Genomic DNA, 22,696 nt, shown 5'->3' on the forward strand with positions numbered 1-22,696 from the left:
ACCGTCAAAGCAGACAGGAGCAGCACGCTTCTTCCCGCTTCACCTCCCTGAGCGGGAGCCTGCGAAGGCATTCCCCCCGGTTACTGCAACCGGGGTTTTTTCTTGTCCGCGCCGGGTTTGCGCGCAAGAAACGGATCGCACATCCCGGCCCCGCCACTTACACTGCCGGCATCTCCACCGCTTGCTCGCTGTCATGAAATCCGATCACTGGTTACTGTTGCTGTTGGCCGCACTGTGGGGCGGCTCCTTCCTGTTCATGCGGGTAGCGGTGCCGTCGCTGGGGCCGTTTGCACTGATCGAGCTGCGGCTGGCACTGGCGGCGCTGCTCCTGCTGCCGGTGTTGTACTGGCAAGGTGGGCTGGCGCAGTGGCGTAGCCACTGGCGGCGCATCGCCATCTCCGGCGTATTCCTGTCGGCGCTGCCGTTCTGCCTGATTGCCTGGGCCACGCTGACCCTGCCGGCCGGCGTCGCCTCGGTGCTGAATGCCACCACGCCGTTGATGACCGCGCTGTGGGCGATCCCGCTGGCCGGCGAAAGACTCGGCTGGCAGCGCGGCGGTGGCCTGCTGCTGGGTCTGGCCGGGGTAACGGTGCTGATGCTGGGACGCGGCGCCGGTTTCGACGCCGGAGCGCTGCTGCCGGTGCTGGCGATGCTGGGTGCAACCTGCTGCTACGGCTGGTCCGGCCACATGACCCGCCGCTGGTTGCACGGTGTGCCGCCGCTGGTGAGCACCACTGGCATGCTGGTCAGCGGCTCGCTGCTGCTGTTGCCGCTGGCGTGGTGGCAATGGCCGGACGGCGTCATTGCGGCCAACGTGTGGGGCGCGGTGGTGGCGCTGGCGCTGGCCAGCACCGCCTTTGCCTATCTGATTTTCTACCGGCTGATCGCACGGCTGGGTGCCACCCGCGCCAGTGGCGTCACCTATCTGGTGCCGGTGTTCGGGGTGCTGTGGGGGGCGATATTTCTGGGCGAGGCCATCAACGCCGGCATGTTGCTGGGCGCGGCGCTGATTCTGGCCGGGGTGGTGTTGCTGGGCTGGCAGCCGGGCAAGCCGCGGCCGTGATCACAGCGACAGCAAGGGCAGGGTAACCCGCACCTCGAAGCCGCCTTGCGGCGGATGGGCAAACTGCAGCTGGCCAGCGTGCTGCTTGACGATGCGCGACACGATGGCCAGCCCCAAACCGCTGCCGCCATCGGTGCCGCGATGTGCGGCCAACCTTTCGAACGGCGCCAGCGCCGCCTGCTGCAGCGCCGGCGGAATGCCGCTGCCGCTGTCATGCACCCGCAGCGTCACCTGCTGCCCCGCCACTTCCAGCGCCACCGCGAACGGCGCCGCACCGTAACGGCGGGCATTCTGCAGCAGATTGGACAGCAGGGGGCGCCGGCCCACCCGCACGCCGGTCCCCGCCCGGGTCAGTGCCCGGGATAGGCTGCGGCCAACAGCGGGGCAAGATCCAGCGCTGGCGCCAGCTGCTGCACCTGCTGGCTGGCCTCTTCAACGCTGCGCGCGAGGTGGCGCTGAGAACGGCGCGCCACCCCCGCCATCATCTGGTCCAACATGTGTTTCTGCAGGTTGACCATCGACACGATATTGATGCTGTGCGCCAGCTCGTGGCCCTCGCACCATTGCATCAGCTCCTGCAGCGGCGGGATCACCTCCGGTCCGCCCAGCTGCCAGTGCCGCAGATCGGTCACCCTGAGCCATGGCCCCGGCCCCAGCGCCCGTGCCGCCGCCCGCACCGTATCGCGGTAGTGGCAGGCAAACTCGTAATTGATACCGCCAGACACCACGATCCATAGCAAACGGTCAGCGCTGTGAATGCTGCATTCGCCGTGTGACCGCATCATGACTCGCTTTTCGTGGAATGGATGCTGCAGTGTAGTCAAAAGCGCCGCCATGCCTCAAACCCGGCCCCGCCTTTGCGGTATCATCTGCCCCTTGTCATCCAGGAGAGCCGCCATGAGCGACAGCAACGCCACCCCGAAACCCTGTTTCAAGTGCGGGTCCCCCGCCGAAGTGGTGAAAGCCGGCTCCCGACGCTTCTGGGTGCAGTGCACGCGCTATGCCGGACAAGGCGTCTGCAGTGCCATCGGCCCGCAAGCCGATAACAAGAAAGAGGCCATCGCCGGCTGGAACAAGCTGCGCTAAGAACTTAGTTGACGATCTCGCGGGCTAAGGCGGGACGCGGCGAAAACGGCGGCGGAGGCGGAGTTGGCATTAAGTCAATGCGCCCCCCGGAGTCGCAGGCAACGCCGTCTCGCCCGCGCGCCGCAGCGCGTCAGCAGACGCCAAGCGCGGATTTTCCTCCCGGCCGCGGCCAACCCGGACAACCACCCCAGGCCGCCTGCGCGGCCTGTTCCGTAAGCGAACACAGGCATGGAGCTGTTCAAACTGCTGCACACCCTGGGACAGCGTGTGCGCGATACCCTGAGCATGGAAACCGGCGACGAGGGCGGCGCAGCCGCCGCAAGCGCCGACGACGACACGACCGGCACGCCGGCGCCAGCGGGCAAGCCGCGCCGCAACCTGGCCAGCGAGATTCCGGACGCTGCCCTGCACGGCAGCAAGGCACCCGATCCGGCGCTGGAAATCATCACCCTGCCACCGCGGCCAGCCAAACCGGCCCCCGCTCCGGCGCCGCAACCGGAAGTGATCCGCGAGCTGCCCAGCCAGCTGCCGCAATACAAGCATGCCGGCCCGCCGCCAGCCGCCGAGCCGCTGCCGGTCATCGGTCTGGCCGAAGCCCAGCACACCCTGCAACGCGACCTGAAGCGCCGCAGCCAGCGTGGCCAGCCGCAACCGCCGCACGCCAAGCCGTCACGCGACCTGCCGCTGATCGACCCTTCGGAAGTGCGCGCCAGCCTGCAGCAACTGCACGGCAAGCGCTACCAGCCAACCGACGCGCTACTGGGGCCGCCGGACGAAGCGCCCGCCTCCAGCCTGGCCGGTTTCTACCCGCCGGACCCGCCGCCACAGTTCGAACCGCCCTTGCCGCAGGACGAGCGCGAACGCGCCGCCAATGCCCTGTTCGGCCCCAACTCGCGCTTCACCGCCGCCAGGGCCGAGCGCGAGCAGGCCGCAGCGCCGCCGCCAACCGCACCGCAGGAGACTATCGACGCCGACATCACCGGCGCCGGCGATGACGCCAGCAGCGATGACGGCTGGCAGCCTGCCGCAATGGCAACGCCGTCGCCGGAGTTCGGCCAGCCGCAAGCCATCGCGCCACAGACTGAGCCGCCGCAAACCGTGCCATCGCCGACGCCGACCACTGCCGCCGTCCCCTCGCCATGGCAGCACAGCCAGCAGGACAACTGGGCGGCCAGCGCCACGGTACCGTTGGCCACACGTTTCAGCGCGCCGGCCCAGCAGCCGGCAAGCGGGCAGGGTGCAGCAGCAGCGGCAATGCCGGCCCGCGACATTGACGATAATGCGCCGGCCAGCGCCGTGGCCGCCGCCACGCCAGCTGCCAGCCTGCCGCCTGCGGCCAACCTTGAAGTAGCGCCGTCGCTTGTGCCGTGGGACGAGGCGCCGCCAGCCGCCAGCTGGCAACAGCAACCATCGGCTAATGGCGACATCGTCTGGCACCTGCTGGATGAAGAGACACCGTCGGCAGAAACCGACGACGTCCGGAGCGCCGCGGCAGCACCGCTCACCAGCGCGAAACCGGCACTGGTCTGGCAGGTGCTGGATGACGGCGACGCGGCGCCGGATAGCGAGCCCGATGCGCCTCACGCCGCGCCACTGCCGCAGAGCGCGCAGCCGCACACGTTGGCCGCGCCGCAACAACTGCCGCTGATGCCGCCGCCGCGCCACATTCCGGTGGTGTATGGCGATGTGACGCTGCCGTCGCTGGAGCTGCTGCGTCCGCCCGAGACCCACAAGGCGGTGCAGAGCGAGGATTACCTGATCGAGCGCGGCATCCTGATCGAGGAGAAGTGCGCCGAGTTCAAGGTGAAAGTGGCGGTGGTGGATGCCTACGCCGGCCCGGTGATCACCCGCTACGAAGTGGAGCCGGCGGTGGGCGTGCGCGGCAGCCAGGTAGTGAACCTCAGCAAGGACCTGTCGCGTGCGCTGGGCCTAGCGTCGATCCGCGTGGTGGAAACCATTCCCGGCAAGACCTGCATGGGGCTGGAGCTGCCCAACCCGCAGCGGCAGATGATCCGCCTGTCGGAGATTTTCGGTGCCGAGGTGTTCACCCACTCCGCGTCCAAGCTGACACTGGCGCTAGGCCACGACATCACCGGCGCGCCGGTGGTGACCGACCTGGCCAAGGCGCCGCACCTGCTGGTGGCCGGCACCACCGGCTCCGGCAAGTCGGTCGGCGTCAACGCCATGATCCTGTCCATGCTGTACAAGGCCACGCCGGACGAAGTGCGCTTCATCATGATCGACCCCAAGATGCTGGAGCTGTCGGTGTACAACGACATCCCGCACCTGCTGGCACCGGTGGTCACCGACATGAAACTGGCGGCCAACGCGCTGAACTGGTGTGTGGGCGAGATGGAGAAGCGCTACCGGCTGATGAGCCACCTCGGGGTGCGCAATATCGCCGGCTACAACGACAAGGTGCGCGCCGCCGAGGCCGCCGGCCTGCGGCTGACCAACCCGTTCACGCTGACGCCGGAAACCCCGGAGCCGCTGACCACGCTGCCGTTCATCGTGGTGGTGGTGGACGAGTTCGCCGACCTGATGATGGTGGCCGGCAAGAAGATCGAGGAGCTGATCGCGCGCCTGGCGCAGAAGGCGCGCGCCGCCGGCATCCACCTGATCCTGGCCACGCAGCGGCCGTCGGTGGACGTGATCACCGGCCTGATCAAGGCCAACATTCCCACCCGCGTGGCGTTCCAGGTCTCCAGCAAGATCGACAGCCGCACCATCCTCGACCAGATGGGCGCCGAAAGCCTGCTGGGCCAGGGTGACATGCTGTTCCTGCCACCCGGCACCGGCTATCCGCAGCGCGTGCACGGCGCCTTCGTCACCGACGAGGAAGTGCATGCCATCGTGGAATACCTGAAGCAGTGGGGCGAGCCGGACTACGTGGAAGGTCTGCTGACCGGTGAATCGGTGGCCGACGACGAGCAGGCCGACGCCAAGGGCAAGGCTGCCGCCGGCAGCGAAGCCGATCCGCTGTACGACGAGGCGGTAGAGATCGTACTGCGCACCCGCAAGGCGTCGATCTCCTCGGTGCAGCGCCAGCTGCGCATCGGCTACAACCGCGCCGCGCGGCTGATCGAGGACATGGAAGCCGCCGGCATCGTGTCGGCGATGGAAAGCAACGGCAACCGCACGGTGCTGGTGCCGCAGCGGGATTACTGAGCCCCACGCCCGACACCGGCAGCCGCTCATCCGCAAGGATGGGCGGCTTTTTTTATCGGCCCGGCCGTGCGATTTGCCGGCAAGGTTGGCCGCACGGTGCGGCCAACCTATAATCCTTGCCCATAGTCGTCGCACATTTACAACTTTGGGACATCCATCATGCAAGACTCGCACGCCTGGTCCGGCCGTTTCTCGGAACCGGTTTCCGAACTGGTGAAGAAATACACCGCCTCCGTGAACTTCGATAACCGCCTGGCCGAGTTCGACATCGAAGGCTCGCTGGCCCACGCCGCGATGCTGAACAAGTGCGGCGTGCTGTCCGATGCCGATCTGGCGGCGATCCGCCAGGGCATGAGCGAGATCATCGCCGACATCCGCGCCGGCAACTTAGAGTGGAGCGTGGACCTGGAAGACGTGCACATGAACGTGGAGCGTCGCCTCACCGACAAGATCGGCGACGCCGGCAAGCGCCTGCACACCGGCCGCAGCCGTAACGACCAGGTCGCCACCGACATCCGCCTGTGGCTGCGCGCGCAGATCGACACCATCGTCGGCTTCATCGCCGAGCTGCAGAGCAGCCTGCTGGATCTGGCCGAGGCCAATGCCGACACCGTGATGCCGGGCTTCACCCACCTGCAGGTGGCGCAGCCGGTGACTTTCGGCCACCACATGCTGGCCTACGTCGAGATGCTGGGCCGCGACGCCGAGCGCATGACCGATTGCCGCAAGCGGGTGAACCGCCTGCCGCTGGGTGCCGCCGCGCTGGCCGGTACCACTTTCCCAATCGACCGCTTCCACACCGCTCAGCTGCTGGGCTTCGACGACGTGTGCCACAACTCGCTGGACGCGGTGTCCGACCGTGACTTCGCCATCGAATTCACCGCCGCCGCAAGCTTAGTGATGGTGCACCTGTCCCGCCTGTCGGAAGAGCTGATCCTGTGGATGAGCCCGCGCGTCGGCTTCATCGACATCGCCGACCGCTTCTGCACCGGCAGCTCGATCATGCCGCAGAAGAAAAATCCGGACGTGCCGGAGCTGGTGCGCGGCAAATCCGGCCGCGTGGTCGGCCACCTGATCGCGCTGGTCACGCTGATGAAGGCGCAGCCGCTGGCCTACAACAAGGACAACCAGGAAGACAAGGAACCGCTGTTCGACACCGCCGACACGCTGATCGACACCCTGCGCATCTACGCCGACATGATGCGCGGCATCACGGTGAAGAAAGAGGCGATGCGCGCCGCAGTGCTGCAGGGCTTCGCCACCGCCACCGACCTCGCCGACTATCTGGTGAAGAAGGGCATGCCGTTCCGCGACAGCCACGAAGTGGTGGCGCTGACCGTGCGCCATGCCGAATTGCAGGGCGTGGACATCGCCGACCTGAGCCTGGAAAAACTGCGCGAGTTCAGCACCCTGATCGAGCAGGACGTGTTCACCGTGCTGACGCCGGAAGGCTCGCTGGCGCAGCGCGACCACGTCGGCGGCACCGCGCCGAACCAGGTGCGCGCGCAGATCGCCCGCCACCGTGCGCGTCTGGCCGGCTGACACCTTGGCCGCCAGCAAAAAGCCACCGCACGCGGTGGCTTTTTTGTTGCCGGCTAGCGCTTATTGGCCGTAAGCCGCTCCGCGCTGCAGCAGTAACGCCTCGCGCTGATTGGCGATGTGCTGCCACAGGCATTGCACCTCCTGCGGGTGTTCGGCGGCAAAACGCCGGCTGAACGGCAGGAAGTAATCCTTGGTACTGATAGCTGGTTGCAAGGCGACCACGTCGTGGCTGCCCTGCAGATAGGCTTCGGCCAGGGTGTTATGCACCGCATAGGCGGCGATGCGCCCGGCGCGCAGCTTGGCCAGGTTGGCCTCCACCCCCACCGCACCTTCCACCGCAATATCCTTGCGCATCAGGTCGCTGGCCACCGACCAGCCCAGATCGGTACCGACCTTGCCATCATCCAGCCCCAGCAAATGTTCGCCGTCCCATTGCAGCTTGCTGCCTTTGCGCACAAAGAAGCTGTAGCTCAGGGTAGCCAGCCGGTAACGGCTGTCCGGCTTGCCGTCACGCAGCGGGTAGTGTGCGAAAGCGGCCCGCTCCGCGTTATACGACAGCAGCAGGATGGCATCGGCCGCCCCGCTGCGCAGCGCCTGCAACTGGCGCAGGCTGGATTGCCGCTGCAGCTGCAAGTTGACATTGCATGACGTCGCCGCCTGTTGCAGCAGTTCCACCGCCAGACCCGGCGGCGAGGCCAGCGAAGGCCCCTCGCCGGTGATATAGGGCGCCGCCGGCTGGTCATTGACCAGCACCCGCACCGGCACGGCCGCCCCTGCCGGCAAGGCAAGCAATAGCAGCAAGCGCAACAGCTTTGAAGCAGCCATGATGGCCCTATGTCAATTGTTTGAGCGGTCAACTGTGTGCGACAGACAGCGCCGAGTCAACTGTCATGATGGTGCCAGGATGCCGACAGCGCATGACATTACTGTGACGCCTGTGGCATAAGGATTGCACCGCAGGCCACGACGGAGCACTATGCAGCTGTCCATCTCCATGTCAGAAAGGAACCATCATGCGCAAACTGTTGTTGCTGGCCGCCCTGGCCTTGACCGCCAGCGGTGCTTTCGCCGCCGATAATGCCTGTGAAGCCAAAGCCGCCGAGATGAAACTGGCCGGCGCGGCCAAAAGCAGTTTCATGAAGAAATGCGAGAAAGACATGAAAGGCGCCATGCCGATGGCCGCCGGTGGCGCGACTTGCGAAGCCAAGGCCGCCGAGAAGAAACTGGCCGGCGCGGCCAAGAACAGCTTCGTGCAGAAGTGCCAGAAAGACATGAAGGCCCAGGCACCGAGTGCCCAGGGCGTGTGCGAGAACAAGGCCGCCGAGAAGAAACTGGCCGGCGCCGCCAAGAAGAGCTTCATGCAGAAATGCGTGAAGGATGCCGGCAGCAACTAAGTAGCGACTGCCCGCGCAACAGACAATACCCCGCCGCGGCGGGGTATTGCTTTGCGGCCACCGCGGCGGCAAGACGCAGGCTAGCTGCCGCGCGCGCGGCGCACGCTGACACTCTCGCCACCGATGCCCCAGTTGTCGGTGTCCACCTCGTCGATCACCACCACGGTGGTGGCCGGGTTCTTGCCCAGCACCTGCTGCAACAGGCTGGTCACCCCGGCAATCAACTCGGCCTTCTGCTCGGCAGTAGCCCCCTCGCGGGTAATCTTGATATTCACGTACGGCATGTTTGCTCCTTGCTGAAAGTATTTGCGGCCAACCTTGTGCTGCCGCCTTGTCCGCTGCGTGCCACCAGCCACGCCCCCACCGATACGCACAGTAGCGCCGCCGCCAGCGCGGCATCCAGCGGCTCGCCCAGTAGCGGCACTGCCAGCATGCCGGTCAGCACCGGGATCAGCGCCATCAGCGCCGACATCCGGGCCGCTCCCAGCGCGTTGACCGCCCGCAGGTACACCAGCATGCCGACAATCGCCGGCACCACGGCATGGAATATCCCCAGCCCGACCACGGTGCCGAGCGGCACCTGGCCCAGCCCCTTGGGCAGCCACAACAGGTAAACCGGCAGATACAGCACCGCCGATGCCAGGGTAACGAAGGCGGTAAGCTGCCACGCCGGCAGCTGCCAGCGCCGGGCCAGCATGCCGTACAGCGCCCACAGCAACGATGCGGCCAGCAGCAAGCCATCGCCCAGCCATTGCTGCGTAGCGGCCAGCCCCTGCAGCAGCGGTAACGCCAGCAAGCCCACGCCCAGCGCCATCAGCCCATAGCCCGGCCATTGCCGCGCCGGCGGCCAACCCTGGCCGCCGAGCACCAGCAACAGCGCCATCAGGAACGGCTGCAGCCCCGGAATCAGCAGCGCCACATGCGCCGCCGGCACCCACTGCACCGCGCTGTAGCACAGCAGGCAAAATCCGATGCAGCCGATCAGCGCCAGCAGCCACAGCCGGCCATCGCGCCAGCTGGCCCGCGGCGGCAACCCCAGAAAACACAGCAACAGGCTGGCGATGGCCAGCCGCAAGCCCAGCACATCATACGGCGTCAGCCCGCTGTGGCCGCCGGCTCGCGCTACCAGCATGAAGCCGCTCCAGATGGCAACGGCGGCGAAGGCGGCAAGATACCCTTGCCGCAGGGAAAGACTGGTCATGACAGGCTCCTTGGCAACCACACGATGCGCGCAGTGTGACGCCGCCAAAGCATCCTGAAAAATGAATTAATATGATTACATCAATCCCGAAACGAGAACGATCATGGACTTGAGCGATCTGCGCATTTTCCAGGCCGTACTGCAGGAAGGCGGCGTCACCGCCGCCGCGCGCCGCCTGCACCGGGTGCAGTCCAATGTCACCACCCGCATCCGCCAGCTGGAAGAAAGCCTGGGCGTGCCGCTGTTCGAACGCGAAGGCAAGCAGCTGCGGCCAACCCTGGCGGCACGGGTACTGCAGGGTTATGCCGGCCGGCTGCTGCAGCTGGCCGACGAGGCGCGCCAGGCCGTCAGCGGCGATACCCCGTCCGGCGTGTTGCGCCTCGGGGCGATGGAGAACACCGCCGCGGTGCGGCTGCCGCCGCTGCTGGCCGACTTCCACCAGCGCTACCCGCAGGTGCGGCTGGAGCTGCGCACCGCCCCCACCGCGCAACTGATTGCCGCGGTGCTGGCCGGCGAGCTGGACTGCGCGCTGGTCTGCGGCCCGGTGCTGGAACCGCGGCTGGAAAGCCAGCCGTTCTGCCGCGAAACCCTGCTGCTGATCAGTGCCCTCGGCCAGCAGGTGACGCCGGGCAGCGGCCCGCACACCCTGCTGGCCTTCGACCGCGGCTGCGCCTACCGCCAGCGGCTGGAACGCTGGCTGGACGACAGCGGCTGCGTGGTGGACCGGCTGGTGGAGCTGGATTCCTACCACGCCATGATCAGCTGCGCCGCCAGCGGCATGGGGCTGGCGCTGGTGCCGCAGGCGCTGCTGGCGATCACCCCGGCCGCCGACAATGTGGCCTGCCACCCGCTGCCGCCGCAGCTGGCCATTGCCGACACGGTGCTGATCCGCCGTCGCGGCCAGCATGCGCCGGCCATCGACGCCCTTGCCGCGCGCCTGCGCGCCGCGACTGACGGCAGTCAAAAAAATGCTGATTGATCAAGGCATTAGCCGGCTATTTGATATGCATCAAAATATCTCAAAGTCATGGCAATACAATGGCTATCGCTTTGTTTTTAATGAGATACATTCTCAAAATACTGTGTTCGCCATTACTGGCTACTGTCGTATCAACCACCCACCGTGACCCGCCATGCCTACCACCCCCAAATCGCTTTCCCTGGCGCACAAGCTTGGCCTGCTGCTGAGCGCCGCGCTGCTCCTCGTCCTCGGTCTGGCCGGCTTCCTGCTGAGCGACTGGCTCGGCAACCGCATGGAAGCCCGCGCCATCGGCAATATGCAGACCACCAACCAGCAGGTGATCGACACCATCGACGCCTACGCCCATGTGCTGGAAGACAATGCACAGCAAAGCAGCAGATTGCTGGCGGCCAACCTGCCGGGCGCGCTGCGTCTGGATGCCTCGGCGCCGGCATCCGCCCCGGCGCTGTACGCCGGTAGCCAGCCGCTGAATGACGATACGGCGCTGGTCGACAACTACACCCGGGCCACCGGCAACGTCGCGACGGTATTCGTGAAAAACGGCAGCGACTTCCTGCGCATCAGCTCCTCGCTGAAGAAAGAAGACGGCAATCGCGCCGTGGGTACCACGCTGGATCACGACAATCCGGCCTATGCGCTGCTGGGCAGCGGCCAACCCTATACCGGCCCGGCGCGCCTGTTCGGCCGCGATTACATGACCCATTACCAGCCGCTGAAGGATGCCGGCGGCCAACTGGTGGGCGCACTGTTTGTCGGCATCGACAACACCGAAGGACTGCAGGCACTGAGGCAAAAGATCCTGTCGATCAAGATCGGCGACAGCGGTTACGTGTTCGTGGTGGATGCCCGCCTGCATCCGGGCGATCTGCTGATCCACCCGACGGCGGAAGGCAAGAACCTGCTGGACAAGACCGATGCCGACGGCAATCCCTTCATCAAGAACATGCTGCAGCAGCAGAACGGCCAGATCAGCTATCTGTGGCTGGACCCGGGCAGCGACAAGCCGCGCCGCAAGCTGACCACCTTCCAGAGCTATCCGCGCTGGGGCTGGCTGGTGGCCACCGGCGCCTACCAGGACGAGCTGGTGCGTGAGCCGCGCGAGATGCAGCTCAACATGCTGCTGGGCACGCTGGCGGTGATTGTGCTGCTGTTGCTGATCGTGCACTTTGCCATGCGCTACTGGGTCAGCCAGCCGCTGGCGCGACTGGTGGCCGTCACCCGCCGCATCGCCACCGGCGACCTGAGCAGCCGCATCGCAGTCGATCGCGGTGACGAGATCGGCCAGGTGCTGGCGGCCAGCGACCATATGTGCCAGGAACTGCGCCAGCTGATCAGCGAAGTAAACCAGGGCGTGGACGGTCTGGGCCGCAACGCCCACAACGTGTCGCAGCTGGCCGACGATGTGGCGGAAAGCTCCAGCCAGCAGAGCGAGGCGGTGTCGGCGATGGCCGCCAGCGTGGAAGAAATGACCCACAGCATCAGCCAGGTCAGCCAGCATGCCGGCAGCGCGCGCGAACTGGCGCTGCAGTCCGACCAGGTCTCGCGCAGCGGCGAGGAAATCGTTGGCCGCACGGTGGAAACCATGCGCGAAATCGCCGCCGCCTCCGGCGACACCGCCAATACCGTGACCCAGCTGGGCGAACGCTCGGAGCAGATCAGCCGCGTGGTGACGGTGATCCGCGAGATTGCCGACCAGACCAATCTGCTGGCGCTGAACGCCGCCATCGAGGCGGCCCGTGCCGGCGAGATGGGCCGCGGCTTCTCGGTGGTGGCCGACGAAGTGCGCCAGCTGGCCGAGCGCACCACGCAATCGACGCTGGAGATCACCGGCATCGTTGGCCGCATCCAGGACGAGGCACAACTGGCGGTAGCCAGCATGAGCAGCGCCGCGCTGCAGGTGGAAACCGGGGTGAAGGCCGCCAGCGAGGCCGGCGACAGCCTGCAGGACATCCGCAACGGCGCGCAGCAGGTGGAACAGGCGGTGGTCGGCATTGCCGATGCACTGCGCGAGCAGAGTACCGCCAGCCTCGACATCGCCCACAACGTGGAACGCGTGGCACAGCAAGCCGACCAGAACCACCAGAAGGCCCGCGATGCCTCGCTGGCCGCCTGCGAGATGACCGCGCTGGCGCAGCAGCTGCGTCAGGCGGTGGCACGCTTCACCGTCTGAGCCGGAGGTTGGCCGCTTGCGGCCAACCTTGTCACGACGGCAACCCTAAGTCACAACACAAAACAGGCGCTGCCGTTGGCCGCGCCTGTTGCCGTTTTACTGTTCCTTCATCCCCAGCCGCTCCAGCCGGTAACGCAGCGAACGAAAGCTCACCCCCAGCAGCTTGGCGGCCTGGGTGCGGTTGCCGCCGCTTTGCGCCAGTGCCGCCTCAATCACGCCGCGCTCCACCCGGTCCAGGTAATCCTGCAGCGTTTCGCCGCCGTTGGGCGTCACGCCGGGCGCGTCACTGGCCACGACTCCGCCCAACTGCAGATCGGCCGGATCGATCCGGCCATCGCTGCACAACGCCACCGCCCGTTCGAGGATGTTTTCCAGCTCGCGGAAATTACCCGGATAGTGGTAGCCCAGCAGCGCCTGCACCGCTTCCGCGCTCAGCCGTGGCCGTTCGGCACCGGCGTAGCGTTCCAGCAGGGCGCCGATGAAGCGCGGCAGATCGTCGCGCAGCTCGCGTAGCGCCGGCATCGCCAGGCTGATCACGTTCAGCCGGTAGTACAGGTCCTGGCGGAAGGCGCCATCGGCCACCAGCTGCGCCAGGTTCTTGTGGCTGGCGGACAGGATGCGCACGTCCACCGCTTCTTCCTGCGCCGCCCCCAGCTTGCGCACGGTTTTTTCCTGGATCGCGCGCAGCAGCTTCACCTGCATCGCCAGCGGCAAGTCGGCGACCTCGTCGAGGAACAGCGTGCCGCCGTGCGCCTGCTGGAAGAAGCCGTCGCGGTCGGCATCGGCACCGGTAAAGGCGCCCTTCTTGCTGCCGAAGAACTCGCTTTCCACCAGCGTTTCCGGAATGGCGCCGCAGTTCACCGCCACGAACGGCTTGCCGGCACGCGGCCCCTGCTCGTGGATGCTGCGTGCCGCCTGCTCCTTGCCGGTACCGGATTCGCCGTGGATGAACACCGCCGCCTGGCTGCGCGCCAGCTTGGCGATCAGCCGCTGCACTTCCTGCATCGCCGGCGATTCGCCCTGCAAGCGCAGGCCGCCAGCCGGCGCGGCGGCCACGTCGCGCACCCCCAGCGCCGATTTCACCAGCGAGCGCAATGCCGCCAGGCTCAACGGTTTGGCCAGATAGTCGAACGCGCCGGCCTTCATCGCTGCCACCGCATTCTCGGTGCTGCCGTAGGCGGTAATCACCGCCACCGGCACGTCCAGCCCAGCGTCGGCAATGTACTGCACCACCTGCAGCCCTTCGCCGTCCGGCAGGCGCATGTCGGTCAGCGCCAGGTCGTAGTGGCTGGCGGCCAACATGCGCTGCGCTTCGGCGACACTGCCGGCGGTCTCCACCGCCAGCCCCATCTTGCCCAGCGTCAGCGCCAGCAGTTCGCGGATATCCGGTTCGTCGTCAACAATCAGCACTCGGCTCATGGCGTGTTCTCAATCATCGCGCTGCCCTCAGGCAGTGCTTGGCAGGGCCAGGCGGAAACAGCCACCGGGCCCGATATAGTCCAGACGCGCACCGTTGGCCTCGGCCAGCTCGCGCGCAATATACAACCCCAAGCCGGTACCGCTGCTTTCGGTGGTGAAGAACGGTTCGAACAGCCGGCTTTGCGCCTGCTCGTCCACCCCCGGACCATCGTCACGCACGCGGATGCTGTCCTCGTCCACCTCCACGCTCACCGCACCGGGCGAGCGGCTGCTGTAGCGCCAGCCATTACTGATCAGGTTGGTGAGTATCTGCTGCAGATGGCCGCGGTCGAAACGCACGGTGTGCTCCACCATGACACGGCAGACGATGCCGCCGGCAGCAGCAGGGTTGGCCAGCAGGAAGTCTTCCACCAGCGCGGCGAGAAACGGCCGCAGCGTGATCGCCTCGGCTTTTACCCGGTCGCGGCGGTTCAGCTGCAGCACTTCCTCGACCAGGTGGTTGATGCGCCGGCTGTTGGCATGCACCATCGCCGCCAGCCGGCGGCTGCCGTCATCGCTGGCTTCCTCGCCCAGCAGCTCGGCGGCCTGGCTGATCGCCGCCAGCGGATTGCGGATCTCGTGCGCGATATTGGCGGTGAGCCGCCCCAGCGCGGTGAGCTTGATGCGCTGCGCCTCGGCCGCCAGCTCGGCCACGTTCTGCAGGAAGATCACCACCAGCCGCACCTCGCCGACCGCCAGCGGCAGCATGCGCCCCAGCAGCAGCTGGCCGCGCACATTGAGTTCCAGCGTCTGCGCATGCGACGGACAACCCTGCAAGCGCCAGCGGCGCAGCAGCGGTGCCAGCTCCGGCAGGCTGCTGTCGCGCTGGATGCGGCCAAACACCCGCTCGGCACGGCTGTTGAAGTGCTGCACCAGGCCGTTGTCGTCCAGTACCACCACCGCCTCGCGCAGCGCCTGCAGCACCAGCGCGTTGACGCGGTTGAGGCTGGCCAGCTCGCCGCTGCGCACCGCGGCCAACTGTTCCGACACGCGCGCCTTGTTGCCCAGCAGCGAGGTGAGGCCGCTGGTGACAAAGCCGGCAATCGCCAGCATGGCGGCCTGGAACAGCTCGCGTTGCTGCTGCGATCCGTCGGCGAACCACAGCACACTGCCGAACAGCACCAGTGTCGCCAGCGCGGCATAAAAGGCGGCGATCCGCGGTGGCACCAGCATGCTGGCGACCGCCAGGAACGGCAGCAGCAGCATGCCGAAACCGCTCTGCACCCCGCCGTAGTGCTGCATGAAAGTCACCAGCAGCAGGATGTCGCCGGCGAGCGTCAGCGTCAGCGCCCAGTTCAGCGGCAGCCGCAGGCGCGGCAGCAACATGGCGAAGATGATCAGCCCGCCATACAGCCATGCCCAGCCGCCCATCGCCCGCCCCGGCACCAGCATCGGCGATGCCCACTGCGTCATGATCAGCAGCACCGCCACGCACACCGCGCGGAACAGGTTGAAATAATGCAGCGCCCGTTTCGGCGACAGCGGAATCAGCACGGGCGCCGGCATGGCTTAGTCCACGTCGCGGATGGCGGTGATTGTCCACTTCTTCGGCAGCAGCTTGCCCTTGCGGCCACGCTTGCCGTCGAACTCGGCCAGTGCCAGCTTTTCGTCCGCCACCTTGCCGCGCACCGAGGTGGTCGCCAGCAGCGCGCGCTCGCCGGCCACCAGACCGAAGGCGGTGACCGCCTCGCCGGCCTCCAGCGCCAGCAGCATCAGGCCGCGGCCCTTGGCCAGCTCCTTCAGTTCGCTGGCCGGGAACGCCAGCAGGCGGCCGCCATCGCTGGCGACCACCAGCCGCATGGTGTCCAGGTTGGCCGCCGCCTTCACCGGCGCCAGCACGGTCTCGCCGGCGTCCAGGGTGATGAACGCCTTGCCGGCCTTCACCCGGCCGGCCATGTCGGCGATTTTGGCGATGAAGCCGTAGCCACCGCTGCCGCCGACCACGAAGCGCTCGTCGTCCTTGCCGGAAATCATCTGCGCCGGCTTGGCACCGTCCTGCAGTTCCACCAGGCTGGCCACCGGCACGCCGTCGCCACGACCGGTCGGTACGTCGGCCGGGTCGATGGTGTAGGCGCGGCCTTTGCTGTCCAGCACGATCAGCGACCACACGGTGCGGGTTTCCACCACCGTGTGCAGTGCATCGCCATCTTTGAAGCTCAGCGCCGACAGGTCGACGTTGTGGCCGACGCGGGCGCGGATCCAGCCCTTCTGCGACAGGATCACCGTCACCGGCTCGTCGGCAATGGTCTGGGTCAGCACCGCGCGCTCGGCGACCTTGATCTCGCTGCGGCGCGCATCGCCGTACTTGGCGGCATCCTCGCGGATTTCCTCGGCCATCTTGCCGCGCAGCGCGGCCTCGCTGCCCAGCAGGTAGCGCAGGCGGTCGCGCTCGTCGCGCAGCTCGGACAGCTCCTTCTCCAGCTTGAAGCCTTCCAGGCGCGCCAGCTGGCGCAGACGGATTTCCAGGATGTCCTCGGCCTGCAACTCGGTGAGGCCGAACGCCTTCATCAGGTCCGGTTTCGGCTCGTCCGACTCGCGGATCACGCGGATCACTTCATCGATATGGATGAAGGCGATCATGCGCCCTTCCAGGATGTGGATGCGCTTGTCGACCTGCCCCAGCCGGTAGTTCAGGCGGCGGGTAATGGTGTGCTGGCGGAACTGCAGCCATTCGGCGAGGATGGTTTTCAGGCCCTTCTGCGCCGGACGGCCGTCCATGCCGATCATCACCAGGTTGAGCGAGGCATTGCCTTCCAGGCTGGTCTGCGCCAGCAGGATGTTCATGAACTCGTCCGGATCCTGGCGGCTGGATTTCGGCTCGAACACCAGCCGTACCGGCTGCTCGCTGTCGGACTCGTCGCGTACGCGATCGAGCAGCGACAGCATCAGGCTCTTCAGGTTCTGCTGATCCTGGGTCAGCGCCTTCTTGCCGGATTTCACCTTCGGGTTGGTGGCTTCCTCGATCTCGGCCAGCACTTTCTGCGCGCTGGAGCCCGGCGGCAGCTCGGAGACGATCACCCGCCACTGGCCGCGCGCCAGCTTTTCCACTTCCCACTTGGCGCGCACGCGCACGCTGCCGCGGCCAACCTCGTAGGCGGCCTGGATGTCCTCGCTCGGGGTGATGATCTGGCCGCCGCCGGGGAAGTCCGGCCCCGGCACATGCTGCATCAGCTCGGCGGTGGTGAGCTCCGGATTGGCCAGCAGCGCCAGCGCGGCGGAGGCCACTTCCTTCAGGTTGTGCGGCGGGATCTCGGTGGCCATGCCCACCGCGATGCCGGAGGCACCGTTGAGCAGCACCATCGGCAGCCGGGCCGGCAACAGCGCCGGCTCGTCGAAGGCGCCGTCGTAGTTGGGCACGAAGTCCACGGTGCCCATGTCGATCTCGGACAGCAGCAGCTCGGCGATCGGCGTCAGCCGCGCCTCGGTGTAACGCATCGCCGCCGCGCCGTCGCCATCGCGCGAGCCGAAGTTGCCCTGGCCGTCGATCAGCGGGTAGCGCAGGGTAAAGTCCTGCGCCATGCGCACCAGCGCCTCGTAGGCCGAGCTGTCGCCGTGCGGGTGGTATTTACCTAGGATTTCACCGACCACGCGGGCGGATTTCACCGGCTTGGCGCCATGCACCAGCCCCATGTCGCGCATGGCGTACAGGATGCGGCGCTGCACCGGCTTCTGGCCGTCGGCCACTTCCGGCAGCGCGCGGCCCTTCACCACGCTCATCGCGTATTCGAGATAGGCACGCTCGGCATAGAGGTCGAGCGGAATGCTGCCGTCGTCCACGGCAAGGTTGGCCGCCGGCGGGGCGGGCGGCGGCGGCTCGGACACATCCGCTACGCTAAACAGGTCGTCGTTGTGGCTCATATATGGGGATCGCAGCCGGCGTGCAGGGCGCACGCCGTGGTATGTTCGGATCACGAAAGTGAAAGTTCGAGGATTGTACTATGGCAAGTCAGGTACGGTGGCAATGCCACGGGTTTGGCGATTTTTCGGCACGGGCATTGTATGAAGTGCTGCAACTGCGCGATCGGGTATTCGTGCTGGAGCAGCAGTCGCTGTACGGCGACATCGACGGCGTGGACCTGGACTGCTGGCACCTGTCCGGCCGCGACGAGCAGGGCCAGCTGGTGGCCTACGCGCGGCTGATCGCCCCCGGGGTGAAGTATCCGGACGCCAGCGCCATCGGCCGGGTGGTGATCCCGCAGCCGCTGCGCGGCAGTGGCCTGGCCAAACCGTTGCTGCAACAGGCGGTGCAGCATTGTCTGACGCTGTTTCCGGGCCGCGCCATCATGCTGTCGGCCCAGGCCGACCGCCAGGGTTTCTACCAGAGCTTCGGTTTTGTGCCGGTCTCCGCGCCATACGACGATGGCGGCATCCCGCATCTGGACATGCGCCGCGAGTAAGCCGTGAAGGTTGGCTGCGTGCGGCCAACCTTATCAGCGCTGCGGCAGCCCGCTGCCGAACACGTCCTGCCATGCCATGTACACCGCCACGAACATCACCGGCAGCCACAGCAGCAAGCCGAGTCCGAACGGCAGCATGGCGAGGAACAGCAGCGCCGCCAGCGCCACACCGCACAACAGCACCGCCGGCCAGTTGAGCAAGCCGCCGGCCAGGCTGCGACGCATGGCGCGCAGCGGGTCGAAACCGGCCAACACCACCGCCGCCGGCGCAAACCAGTACAGCAACGAGGCCACGAACAGGCCGCCGGCCAGCAACGCCCCGCCCAGCAGCTGCTGCCCCAGCGGCAGCGCCTGCATCTGTTGCGGGTCGTGCATGCCGCCCACCAGCCCCATCAGCAGCAGCATGAGCAGCAGCATCGCCAGCACCAGCGCGCCGAAATAGCTCAGCCCCAGTCCGATCAGCGGGCGGGAAAAGTCCTGGAATGCCGCCAGCACCTCCGCCGGCCGCAGCGTCTCGCCCTTGTCGGCGCGCGCCGCCGCCAGCACGAAGCTGCCGGCAAACAAGGGCGCCACCATGATGGACAGCAGCTGGCCGATAACCGGCAGCATGCCCAGCAGCAGTTGCAGGCCCAGATAACAGGACGCAAACAGCACCCAGGTCAGCGGCTGCTCGCGTACCAGGAAAAATGCCTGCTGCACCCAGCGCCAGCCGTTACCCAGCGGCACACGCCGTGGCGCGAAGGCATGGGAAGGGGGAGATTCGATCACCAGTTCACTCCGTTTTGGTACCGCCGCGACTACAGCCGGCGGCAAAGTAATTTTATTACGCCGCAAAACCAGCACCGGCGCGGGTTGGCGAGGTTGCCGCGCTGCGACAAAATCGGCGATAATCCCATGATTTCGCAACGGTTACCCCTGCCGATGGTATTGGCATGACACCGTTGTTCCGGTTCCCTACAAGTTGAGGTTTTCCCCGAATGGTCACCCGAACCGAGCTAGCCAATGCCGTGCGCTTCCTGTCCATGGATGCCGTGGAAAAGGCCAAATCCGGTCACCCCGGCGCCCCGATGGGCATGGCGGATATCGCTGAAGTATTGTGGCGCGATCATCTGAAACACAACCCCGCCCACCCGGACTGGGCCAACCGCGACCGCTTCGTGCTGTCCAACGGCCACGGCTCGATGCTGCTGTACAGCCTGCTGCACCTCACCGGCTACGACCTGTCGATCGAAGACCTCAAGAATTTCCGCCAGCTGCACAGCAAGACGCCGGGCCACCCGGAATACGGCTATGCCCCGGGCGTGGAAACCACTACCGGCCCGCTGGGCCAGGGCATCAGCAACGCGGTGGGCATGGCGCTGGCAGAAAAGATTCTGGCCGCCGAATTCAACCGCGACGGTTTCCCGATCGTTGACCATCACACCTACGCCTTCCTGGGCGACGGCTGCATGATGGAAGGCATCAGCCACGAAGCCTGCGCGCTGGCCGGCACCTGGGGCCTGTCCAAGCTGATCGCGTTCTACGACGATAACGGTATCTCCATCGACGGCGATGTGGACGGCTGGTTCACCGACGATACCCCGGCGCGCTTCGAAGCCTACGGCTGGCAGGTAATCCGCAACGTGGACGGTCACGACGCGGAAGAAATCCAGACCGCCATCGCGACCGCCAAGAAGAGCAGCGACCGCCCGACCCTGATCTGCTGCAAGACCGTGATCGGCAAAGGCGCCCCGAACAAGCAGGGCGGCCACGATGTACACGGCGCGCCGCTGGGCAGCGCCGAAATCGCCGCCGCCCGCGCCAACCTGCAGTGGGCCTACGAGCCGTTCGTGGTGCCGCAACCGATCCAGGAAGCCTGGGACTGCCGCGCCAAGGGCGCCGAGCTGCAGGCCGGCTGGGACAAGCTGTTCGCCGACTACGCCGCCGCCTACCCGGCACTGGCTGCCGAGTTCAGCCGCCGCATGGCAGGCGAGCTGCCGGCCGGCTGGGACGCACACGTTGCCGCCAAGATCGCCGCGGCCAATGACAAGGGCGAAACCATCGCCACCCGCAAGGCTTCGCAGAACGCCATCGCCGCCTTTGCCGAAATCCTGCCGGAACTGGTGGGCGGCTCTGCCGACCTCACCCCGTCCAACCTGACCAACTGGCCGGGTTCGGTGGCGGTAACCGCAGAAGCCGGTGGCAACTACGTGCACTACGGTGTGCGCGAATTCGGCATGGCCGCCATCATGAACGGCCTGGCCCTGCACGGCGGCGTGAAGCCGTTCGGCGCCACCTTCCTGATGTTCAGCGAATACGCGCGCAATGCGCTGCGCATGGCGGCGCTGATGAAGATCAACCCGGTATTCGTGTTCACCCACGACTCCATCGGCCTCGGCGAAGACGGTCCTACCCACCAGCCGGTGGAACAGATCGCCACCCTGCGCCTGATCCCCAACATGGCGGTATGGCGCCCGTGCGACACCGTGGAATCGATGGTGGCCTGGGCCGAAGCACTGGCCGCCAAGGATCATCCGTCGTGCCTGATCTTCAGCCGCCAGAACCTGCCGTTCGTCAGCCGTGACGCCGCGCAGATCGACGGCGTGAAGAAGGGCGGTTACGTGCTGCGCGATGCGGTGGGCCCGCAGGCGGTGCTGATCGCCACCGGTTCCGAAGTGGAACTGGCGCTGAAGGCACAGGAAGCGCTGGCCGCCGAAGGCATCGCCGTGCGCGTGGTATCCATGCCGTGCACCAACGCCTTCGACAAGCAGGACAAGGCCTACATCGCCTCGGTACTGCCGGCAGGCGTGCCGCGCGTGGCGATCGAAGCCGGTGTTACCGATGGCTGGCGCAAGTACGTGGGCCTGGAAGGCGAAGTAGTCGGCATCGACCACTTCGGTGAATCCGCCCCGGCTGGCGTGCTGTTCAAGGAATTCGGCTTTACCGTGGACAACGTGGTCGCCAAGACCAAGAACGTGATCCGCGCATAACACACAGGCCGCCCTCGCATGGCGAGAGGCGGCCGCTTTATTTCGGTGCCACCAGACCGGCAAAAGCCGGCAGACATGGGCACATTCCGCTTTCAGACATTTTTCTTGGGAGAGAAAACATGACCATCCGTATCGCGATCAACGGCTACGGCCGTATCGGCCGCCAGGCGCTGCGCTCCATCTACGAATACAACCTGCGTAACGATTTCCAGATCGTGGCCGTGAACGCCTCCGGCGACCTGGCTACCAACGCGCACCTGACCAAGTTCGACACCGTACACGGCCGTTTCGACGCCGAAGTCAGCCACGACGAGAGCAACCTGATCGTCAACGGCGACGTGATCCCGTTCTTCTCCACCCGCAACCCGGCCGAACTGCCGTGGGACAAGCTGCAGGTGGATCTGGTGCTGGAATGCACCGGCTCGTTCACCACCAAGGAAAAGTGCCAGGCGCACCTGAACGCCGGCGCCAAGAAGGTACTGATCTCCGCCCCGGGCGGCGATGACGTTGATGCCACCATCGTGTACGGCGTGAATCACGGCATCCTGACCGCCGACATGACCGTGGTGTCCAACGCGTCCTGCACCACCAACTGTCTGGCCCCGGTGGCCAAGGCGCTGAACGACGCCATCGGCATCAAGAAGGGCCTGATGACCACCATTCACGCCTTCACCAACGACCAGGTGCTGACCGACGTGCGTCACAAGGACCTGCGCCGCGCCCGTTCCGCCACCGACAACATGATCCCGACCAAGACCGGCGCCGCCAAGGCCGTCGGCCTGGTGCTGCCGGAACTGAAGGGCCGTCTGGATGGCTTCTCGGTGCGCGTACCGACCATCAACGTCTCGCTGGTTGACCTGACCTTCACCGCCATGCGCGACACCACCAAGGACGAGATCAACGAGATCATCCTGAAGGCATCGGAAGGCAGCATGAAGGGCACCCTGGGTTACAACACCCTGCCGCTGGTCTCCAGCGACTTCAACCACAGCACCGAAGGCTCCATCTTCGACGCCACCCTGACCAAGGTCACCGGCGGCAATATGGTGAAAGTGCTGGCCTGGTACGACAACGAGTGGGGCTTCTGCCAGCAGATGCTGAAAACCGCGCGCGCCATGTTCGCCGCGAAGTAAACCGGGACTGTTGCGGCCAACCTGCGGGTTGGCGCCAGCCTGGTAGGGTGGGTCGCCTGCGACCCACGCCACTGTTACCCATTTGCCGCTGTCCGGCCTGCCGGCGGCGGCACAATGACACTGGCGGGCAGCA

The 22,696-nt window shown here is 66.4% G+C and carries 19 protein-coding genes; 10 read left to right on the forward strand and 9 right to left on the reverse strand.

Going from position 1 to position 22,696, the window contains the following annotated elements:
- Nucleotides 1-193 precede the first annotated feature (193 nt).
- Nucleotides 194-1,063 carry a DMT family transporter gene (locus HU218_RS00580; protein ID WP_174872977.1) on the forward strand — a complete coding sequence of 290 codons (870 nt, stop codon included), beginning with the start codon at nt 194-196 and terminating at the stop codon, nt 1,061-1,063.
- Here HU218_RS00580 and HU218_RS00585 read toward each other — a convergent pair whose 3' ends face one another.
- Nucleotides 1,064-1,390, reverse strand: a complete 327-nt coding sequence (locus tag HU218_RS00585) for an ATP-binding protein (protein ID WP_246210679.1) — start codon at nt 1,388-1,390, stop codon at nt 1,064-1,066. It abuts the gene before it with no gap.
- 23 nt (nt 1,391-1,413) lie between these two features.
- Nucleotides 1,414-1,848, reverse strand: coding sequence for a hypothetical protein (locus HU218_RS00590; protein ID WP_174872978.1), 435 nt, complete (start codon nt 1,846-1,848; stop codon nt 1,414-1,416).
- A 112-nt stretch (nt 1,849-1,960) separates the two neighbouring features.
- Between HU218_RS00590 and HU218_RS00595 the strand changes: the two genes are divergently transcribed.
- The 3 genes from HU218_RS00595 (at nt 1,961) to argH (ending at nt 6,859) form a co-directional block, all read left to right on the forward strand.
- Complete coding sequence (locus HU218_RS00595; protein ID WP_174872979.1) at nt 1,961-2,149, forward strand: Lar family restriction alleviation protein; 189 nt, start codon at nt 1,961-1,963, stop codon at nt 2,147-2,149.
- A 228-nt stretch (nt 2,150-2,377) separates the two neighbouring features.
- Nucleotides 2,378-5,317 carry a DNA translocase FtsK gene (locus tag HU218_RS00600; protein WP_281357089.1) on the forward strand — a complete coding sequence of 980 codons (2,940 nt, stop codon included), beginning with the start codon at nt 2,378-2,380 and terminating at the stop codon, nt 5,315-5,317.
- Between the two features lie 159 nt (nt 5,318-5,476).
- Nucleotides 5,477-6,859, forward strand: coding sequence for an argininosuccinate lyase (gene argH, locus HU218_RS00605; protein WP_174872980.1), 1,383 nt, complete (start codon nt 5,477-5,479; stop codon nt 6,857-6,859).
- Nucleotides 6,860-6,919: 60 nt separating this feature from the next.
- Here the strand turns inward: argH and HU218_RS00610 are convergent, their stop codons facing one another.
- Complete coding sequence (locus HU218_RS00610; protein WP_174872981.1) at nt 6,920-7,684, reverse strand: substrate-binding periplasmic protein; 765 nt, start codon at nt 7,682-7,684, stop codon at nt 6,920-6,922.
- A gap of 188 nt (nt 7,685-7,872) precedes the next feature.
- Here HU218_RS00610 and HU218_RS00615 point away from each other — a divergent pair, with 188 nt between their 5' ends.
- Complete coding sequence (locus HU218_RS00615; RefSeq protein ID WP_174872982.1) at nt 7,873-8,253, forward strand: hypothetical protein; 381 nt, start codon at nt 7,873-7,875, stop codon at nt 8,251-8,253.
- Nucleotides 8,254-8,333: 80 nt separating this feature from the next.
- On the opposite strand, the gene HU218_RS00620 is transcribed toward HU218_RS00615, so the two are convergent.
- Nucleotides 8,334-8,537, reverse strand: coding sequence for a 2-hydroxymuconate tautomerase family protein (locus HU218_RS00620; RefSeq protein ID WP_217450668.1), 204 nt, complete (start codon nt 8,535-8,537; stop codon nt 8,334-8,336).
- A complete protein-coding gene (locus HU218_RS00625) occupies nt 8,525-9,454 on the reverse strand; it encodes a DMT family transporter (RefSeq protein ID WP_174872984.1) in 930 nt (309 codons plus the stop codon). The genes HU218_RS00620 and HU218_RS00625 overlap by 13 nt, the downstream gene beginning before the upstream one ends.
- A 103-nt stretch (nt 9,455-9,557) precedes the next feature.
- On the opposite strand from HU218_RS00625, the gene HU218_RS00630 reads away from it, so the two are divergent.
- Together HU218_RS00630 and HU218_RS00635 are read left to right on the forward strand one after the other, a co-directional pair.
- Nucleotides 9,558-10,433 carry a LysR family transcriptional regulator gene (locus HU218_RS00630; RefSeq protein ID WP_174872985.1) on the forward strand — a complete coding sequence of 292 codons (876 nt, stop codon included), beginning with the start codon at nt 9,558-9,560 and terminating at the stop codon, nt 10,431-10,433.
- Between the two features lie 154 nt (nt 10,434-10,587).
- Nucleotides 10,588-12,606 (forward strand): methyl-accepting chemotaxis protein, encoded by a 2,019-nt coding sequence (locus tag HU218_RS00635; protein ID WP_174872986.1) that lies wholly within the window; start codon nt 10,588-10,590, stop codon nt 12,604-12,606.
- Nucleotides 12,607-12,702: 96 nt separating this feature from the next.
- On the opposite strand, the gene HU218_RS00640 is transcribed toward HU218_RS00635, so the two are convergent.
- Genes HU218_RS00640 through parC form a run of 3 tightly spaced genes read right to left on the reverse strand, consistent with a single transcriptional unit; the run spans nt 12,703 to nt 17,922 of the window.
- Entirely contained in the window at nt 12,703-14,025 is a 1,323-nt protein-coding gene (locus HU218_RS00640; protein WP_174872987.1) for a sigma-54-dependent transcriptional regulator, read from the reverse strand.
- A gap of 27 nt (nt 14,026-14,052) precedes the next feature.
- Nucleotides 14,053-15,570 (reverse strand): two-component system sensor histidine kinase NtrB, encoded by a 1,518-nt coding sequence (locus HU218_RS00645; RefSeq protein WP_174872988.1) that lies wholly within the window; start codon nt 15,568-15,570, stop codon nt 14,053-14,055.
- 3 nt (nt 15,571-15,573) lie between these two features.
- Nucleotides 15,574-17,922 (reverse strand): DNA topoisomerase IV subunit A, encoded by a 2,349-nt coding sequence (gene parC, locus HU218_RS00650; protein WP_217450669.1) that lies wholly within the window; start codon nt 17,920-17,922, stop codon nt 15,574-15,576.
- A gap of 80 nt (nt 17,923-18,002) precedes the next feature.
- On the opposite strand from parC, the gene HU218_RS00655 reads away from it, so the two are divergent.
- Nucleotides 18,003-18,461, forward strand: coding sequence for a GNAT family N-acetyltransferase (locus HU218_RS00655; protein WP_174872989.1), 459 nt, complete (start codon nt 18,003-18,005; stop codon nt 18,459-18,461).
- A gap of 33 nt (nt 18,462-18,494) precedes the next feature.
- Here the strand turns inward: HU218_RS00655 and HU218_RS00660 are convergent, their stop codons facing one another.
- Complete coding sequence (locus tag HU218_RS00660; RefSeq protein WP_174872990.1) at nt 18,495-19,229, reverse strand: BPSS1780 family membrane protein; 735 nt, start codon at nt 19,227-19,229, stop codon at nt 18,495-18,497.
- Nucleotides 19,230-19,438: 209 nt separating this feature from the next.
- Between HU218_RS00660 and tkt the strand changes: the two genes are divergently transcribed.
- Nucleotides 19,439-21,430, forward strand: a complete 1,992-nt coding sequence (gene tkt, locus HU218_RS00665; RefSeq protein WP_174872991.1) for a transketolase — start codon at nt 19,439-19,441, stop codon at nt 21,428-21,430.
- A 119-nt stretch (nt 21,431-21,549) separates the two neighbouring features.
- A complete protein-coding gene (gene gap, locus HU218_RS00670) occupies nt 21,550-22,563 on the forward strand; it encodes a type I glyceraldehyde-3-phosphate dehydrogenase (RefSeq protein WP_174872992.1) in 1,014 nt (337 codons plus the stop codon).
- Nucleotides 22,564-22,696 lie beyond the last annotated feature (133 nt).

The organism is Vogesella oryzae (genome assembly GCF_902829295.1).
GTDB classification, from domain to species: domain Bacteria; phylum Pseudomonadota; class Gammaproteobacteria; order Burkholderiales; family Chromobacteriaceae; genus Vogesella; species Vogesella oryzae.

Bases quoted from the DNA above. Each gene is read 5' to 3' on its own strand.
- HU218_RS00615 (WP_174872982.1), top strand. From the start codon at position 7,873: ATGCGCAAACTGTTGTTGCTGGCCGCCCTGGCCTTGACCGCCAGCGGT.
- HU218_RS00635 (WP_174872986.1), top strand. From the start codon at position 10,588: ATGCCTACCACCCCCAAATCGCTTTCCCTGGCGCACAAGCTTGGCCTG.
- gap (WP_174872992.1), top strand. From the start codon at position 21,550: ATGACCATCCGTATCGCGATCAACGGCTACGGCCGTATCGGCCGCCAG.
- argH (WP_174872980.1), top strand. From the start codon at position 5,477: ATGCAAGACTCGCACGCCTGGTCCGGCCGTTTCTCGGAACCGGTTTCC.
- HU218_RS00640 (WP_174872987.1), bottom strand. From the start codon at position 14,025: ATGAGCCGAGTGCTGATTGTTGACGACGAACCGGATATCCGCGAACTG.
- HU218_RS00590 (WP_174872978.1), bottom strand. From the start codon at position 1,848: ATGATGCGGTCACACGGCGAATGCAGCATTCACAGCGCTGACCGTTTG.
- HU218_RS00580 (WP_174872977.1), top strand. From the start codon at position 194: ATGAAATCCGATCACTGGTTACTGTTGCTGTTGGCCGCACTGTGGGGC.
- HU218_RS00595 (WP_174872979.1), top strand. From the start codon at position 1,961: ATGAGCGACAGCAACGCCACCCCGAAACCCTGTTTCAAGTGCGGGTCC.
- HU218_RS00600 (WP_281357089.1), top strand. From the start codon at position 2,378: ATGGAGCTGTTCAAACTGCTGCACACCCTGGGACAGCGTGTGCGCGAT.
- HU218_RS00655 (WP_174872989.1), top strand. From the start codon at position 18,003: ATGGCAAGTCAGGTACGGTGGCAATGCCACGGGTTTGGCGATTTTTCG.
- HU218_RS00630 (WP_174872985.1), top strand. From the start codon at position 9,558: ATGGACTTGAGCGATCTGCGCATTTTCCAGGCCGTACTGCAGGAAGGC.
- parC (WP_217450669.1), bottom strand. From the start codon at position 17,922: ATGAGCCACAACGACGACCTGTTTAGCGTAGCGGATGTGTCCGAGCCG.
- HU218_RS00645 (WP_174872988.1), bottom strand. From the start codon at position 15,570: ATGCCGGCGCCCGTGCTGATTCCGCTGTCGCCGAAACGGGCGCTGCAT.
- HU218_RS00620 (WP_217450668.1), bottom strand. From the start codon at position 8,537: ATGCCGTACGTGAATATCAAGATTACCCGCGAGGGGGCTACTGCCGAG.
- HU218_RS00610 (WP_174872981.1), bottom strand. From the start codon at position 7,684: ATGGCTGCTTCAAAGCTGTTGCGCTTGCTGCTATTGCTTGCCTTGCCG.
- tkt (WP_174872991.1), top strand. From the start codon at position 19,439: ATGGTCACCCGAACCGAGCTAGCCAATGCCGTGCGCTTCCTGTCCATG.
- HU218_RS00625 (WP_174872984.1), bottom strand. From the start codon at position 9,454: ATGACCAGTCTTTCCCTGCGGCAAGGGTATCTTGCCGCCTTCGCCGCC.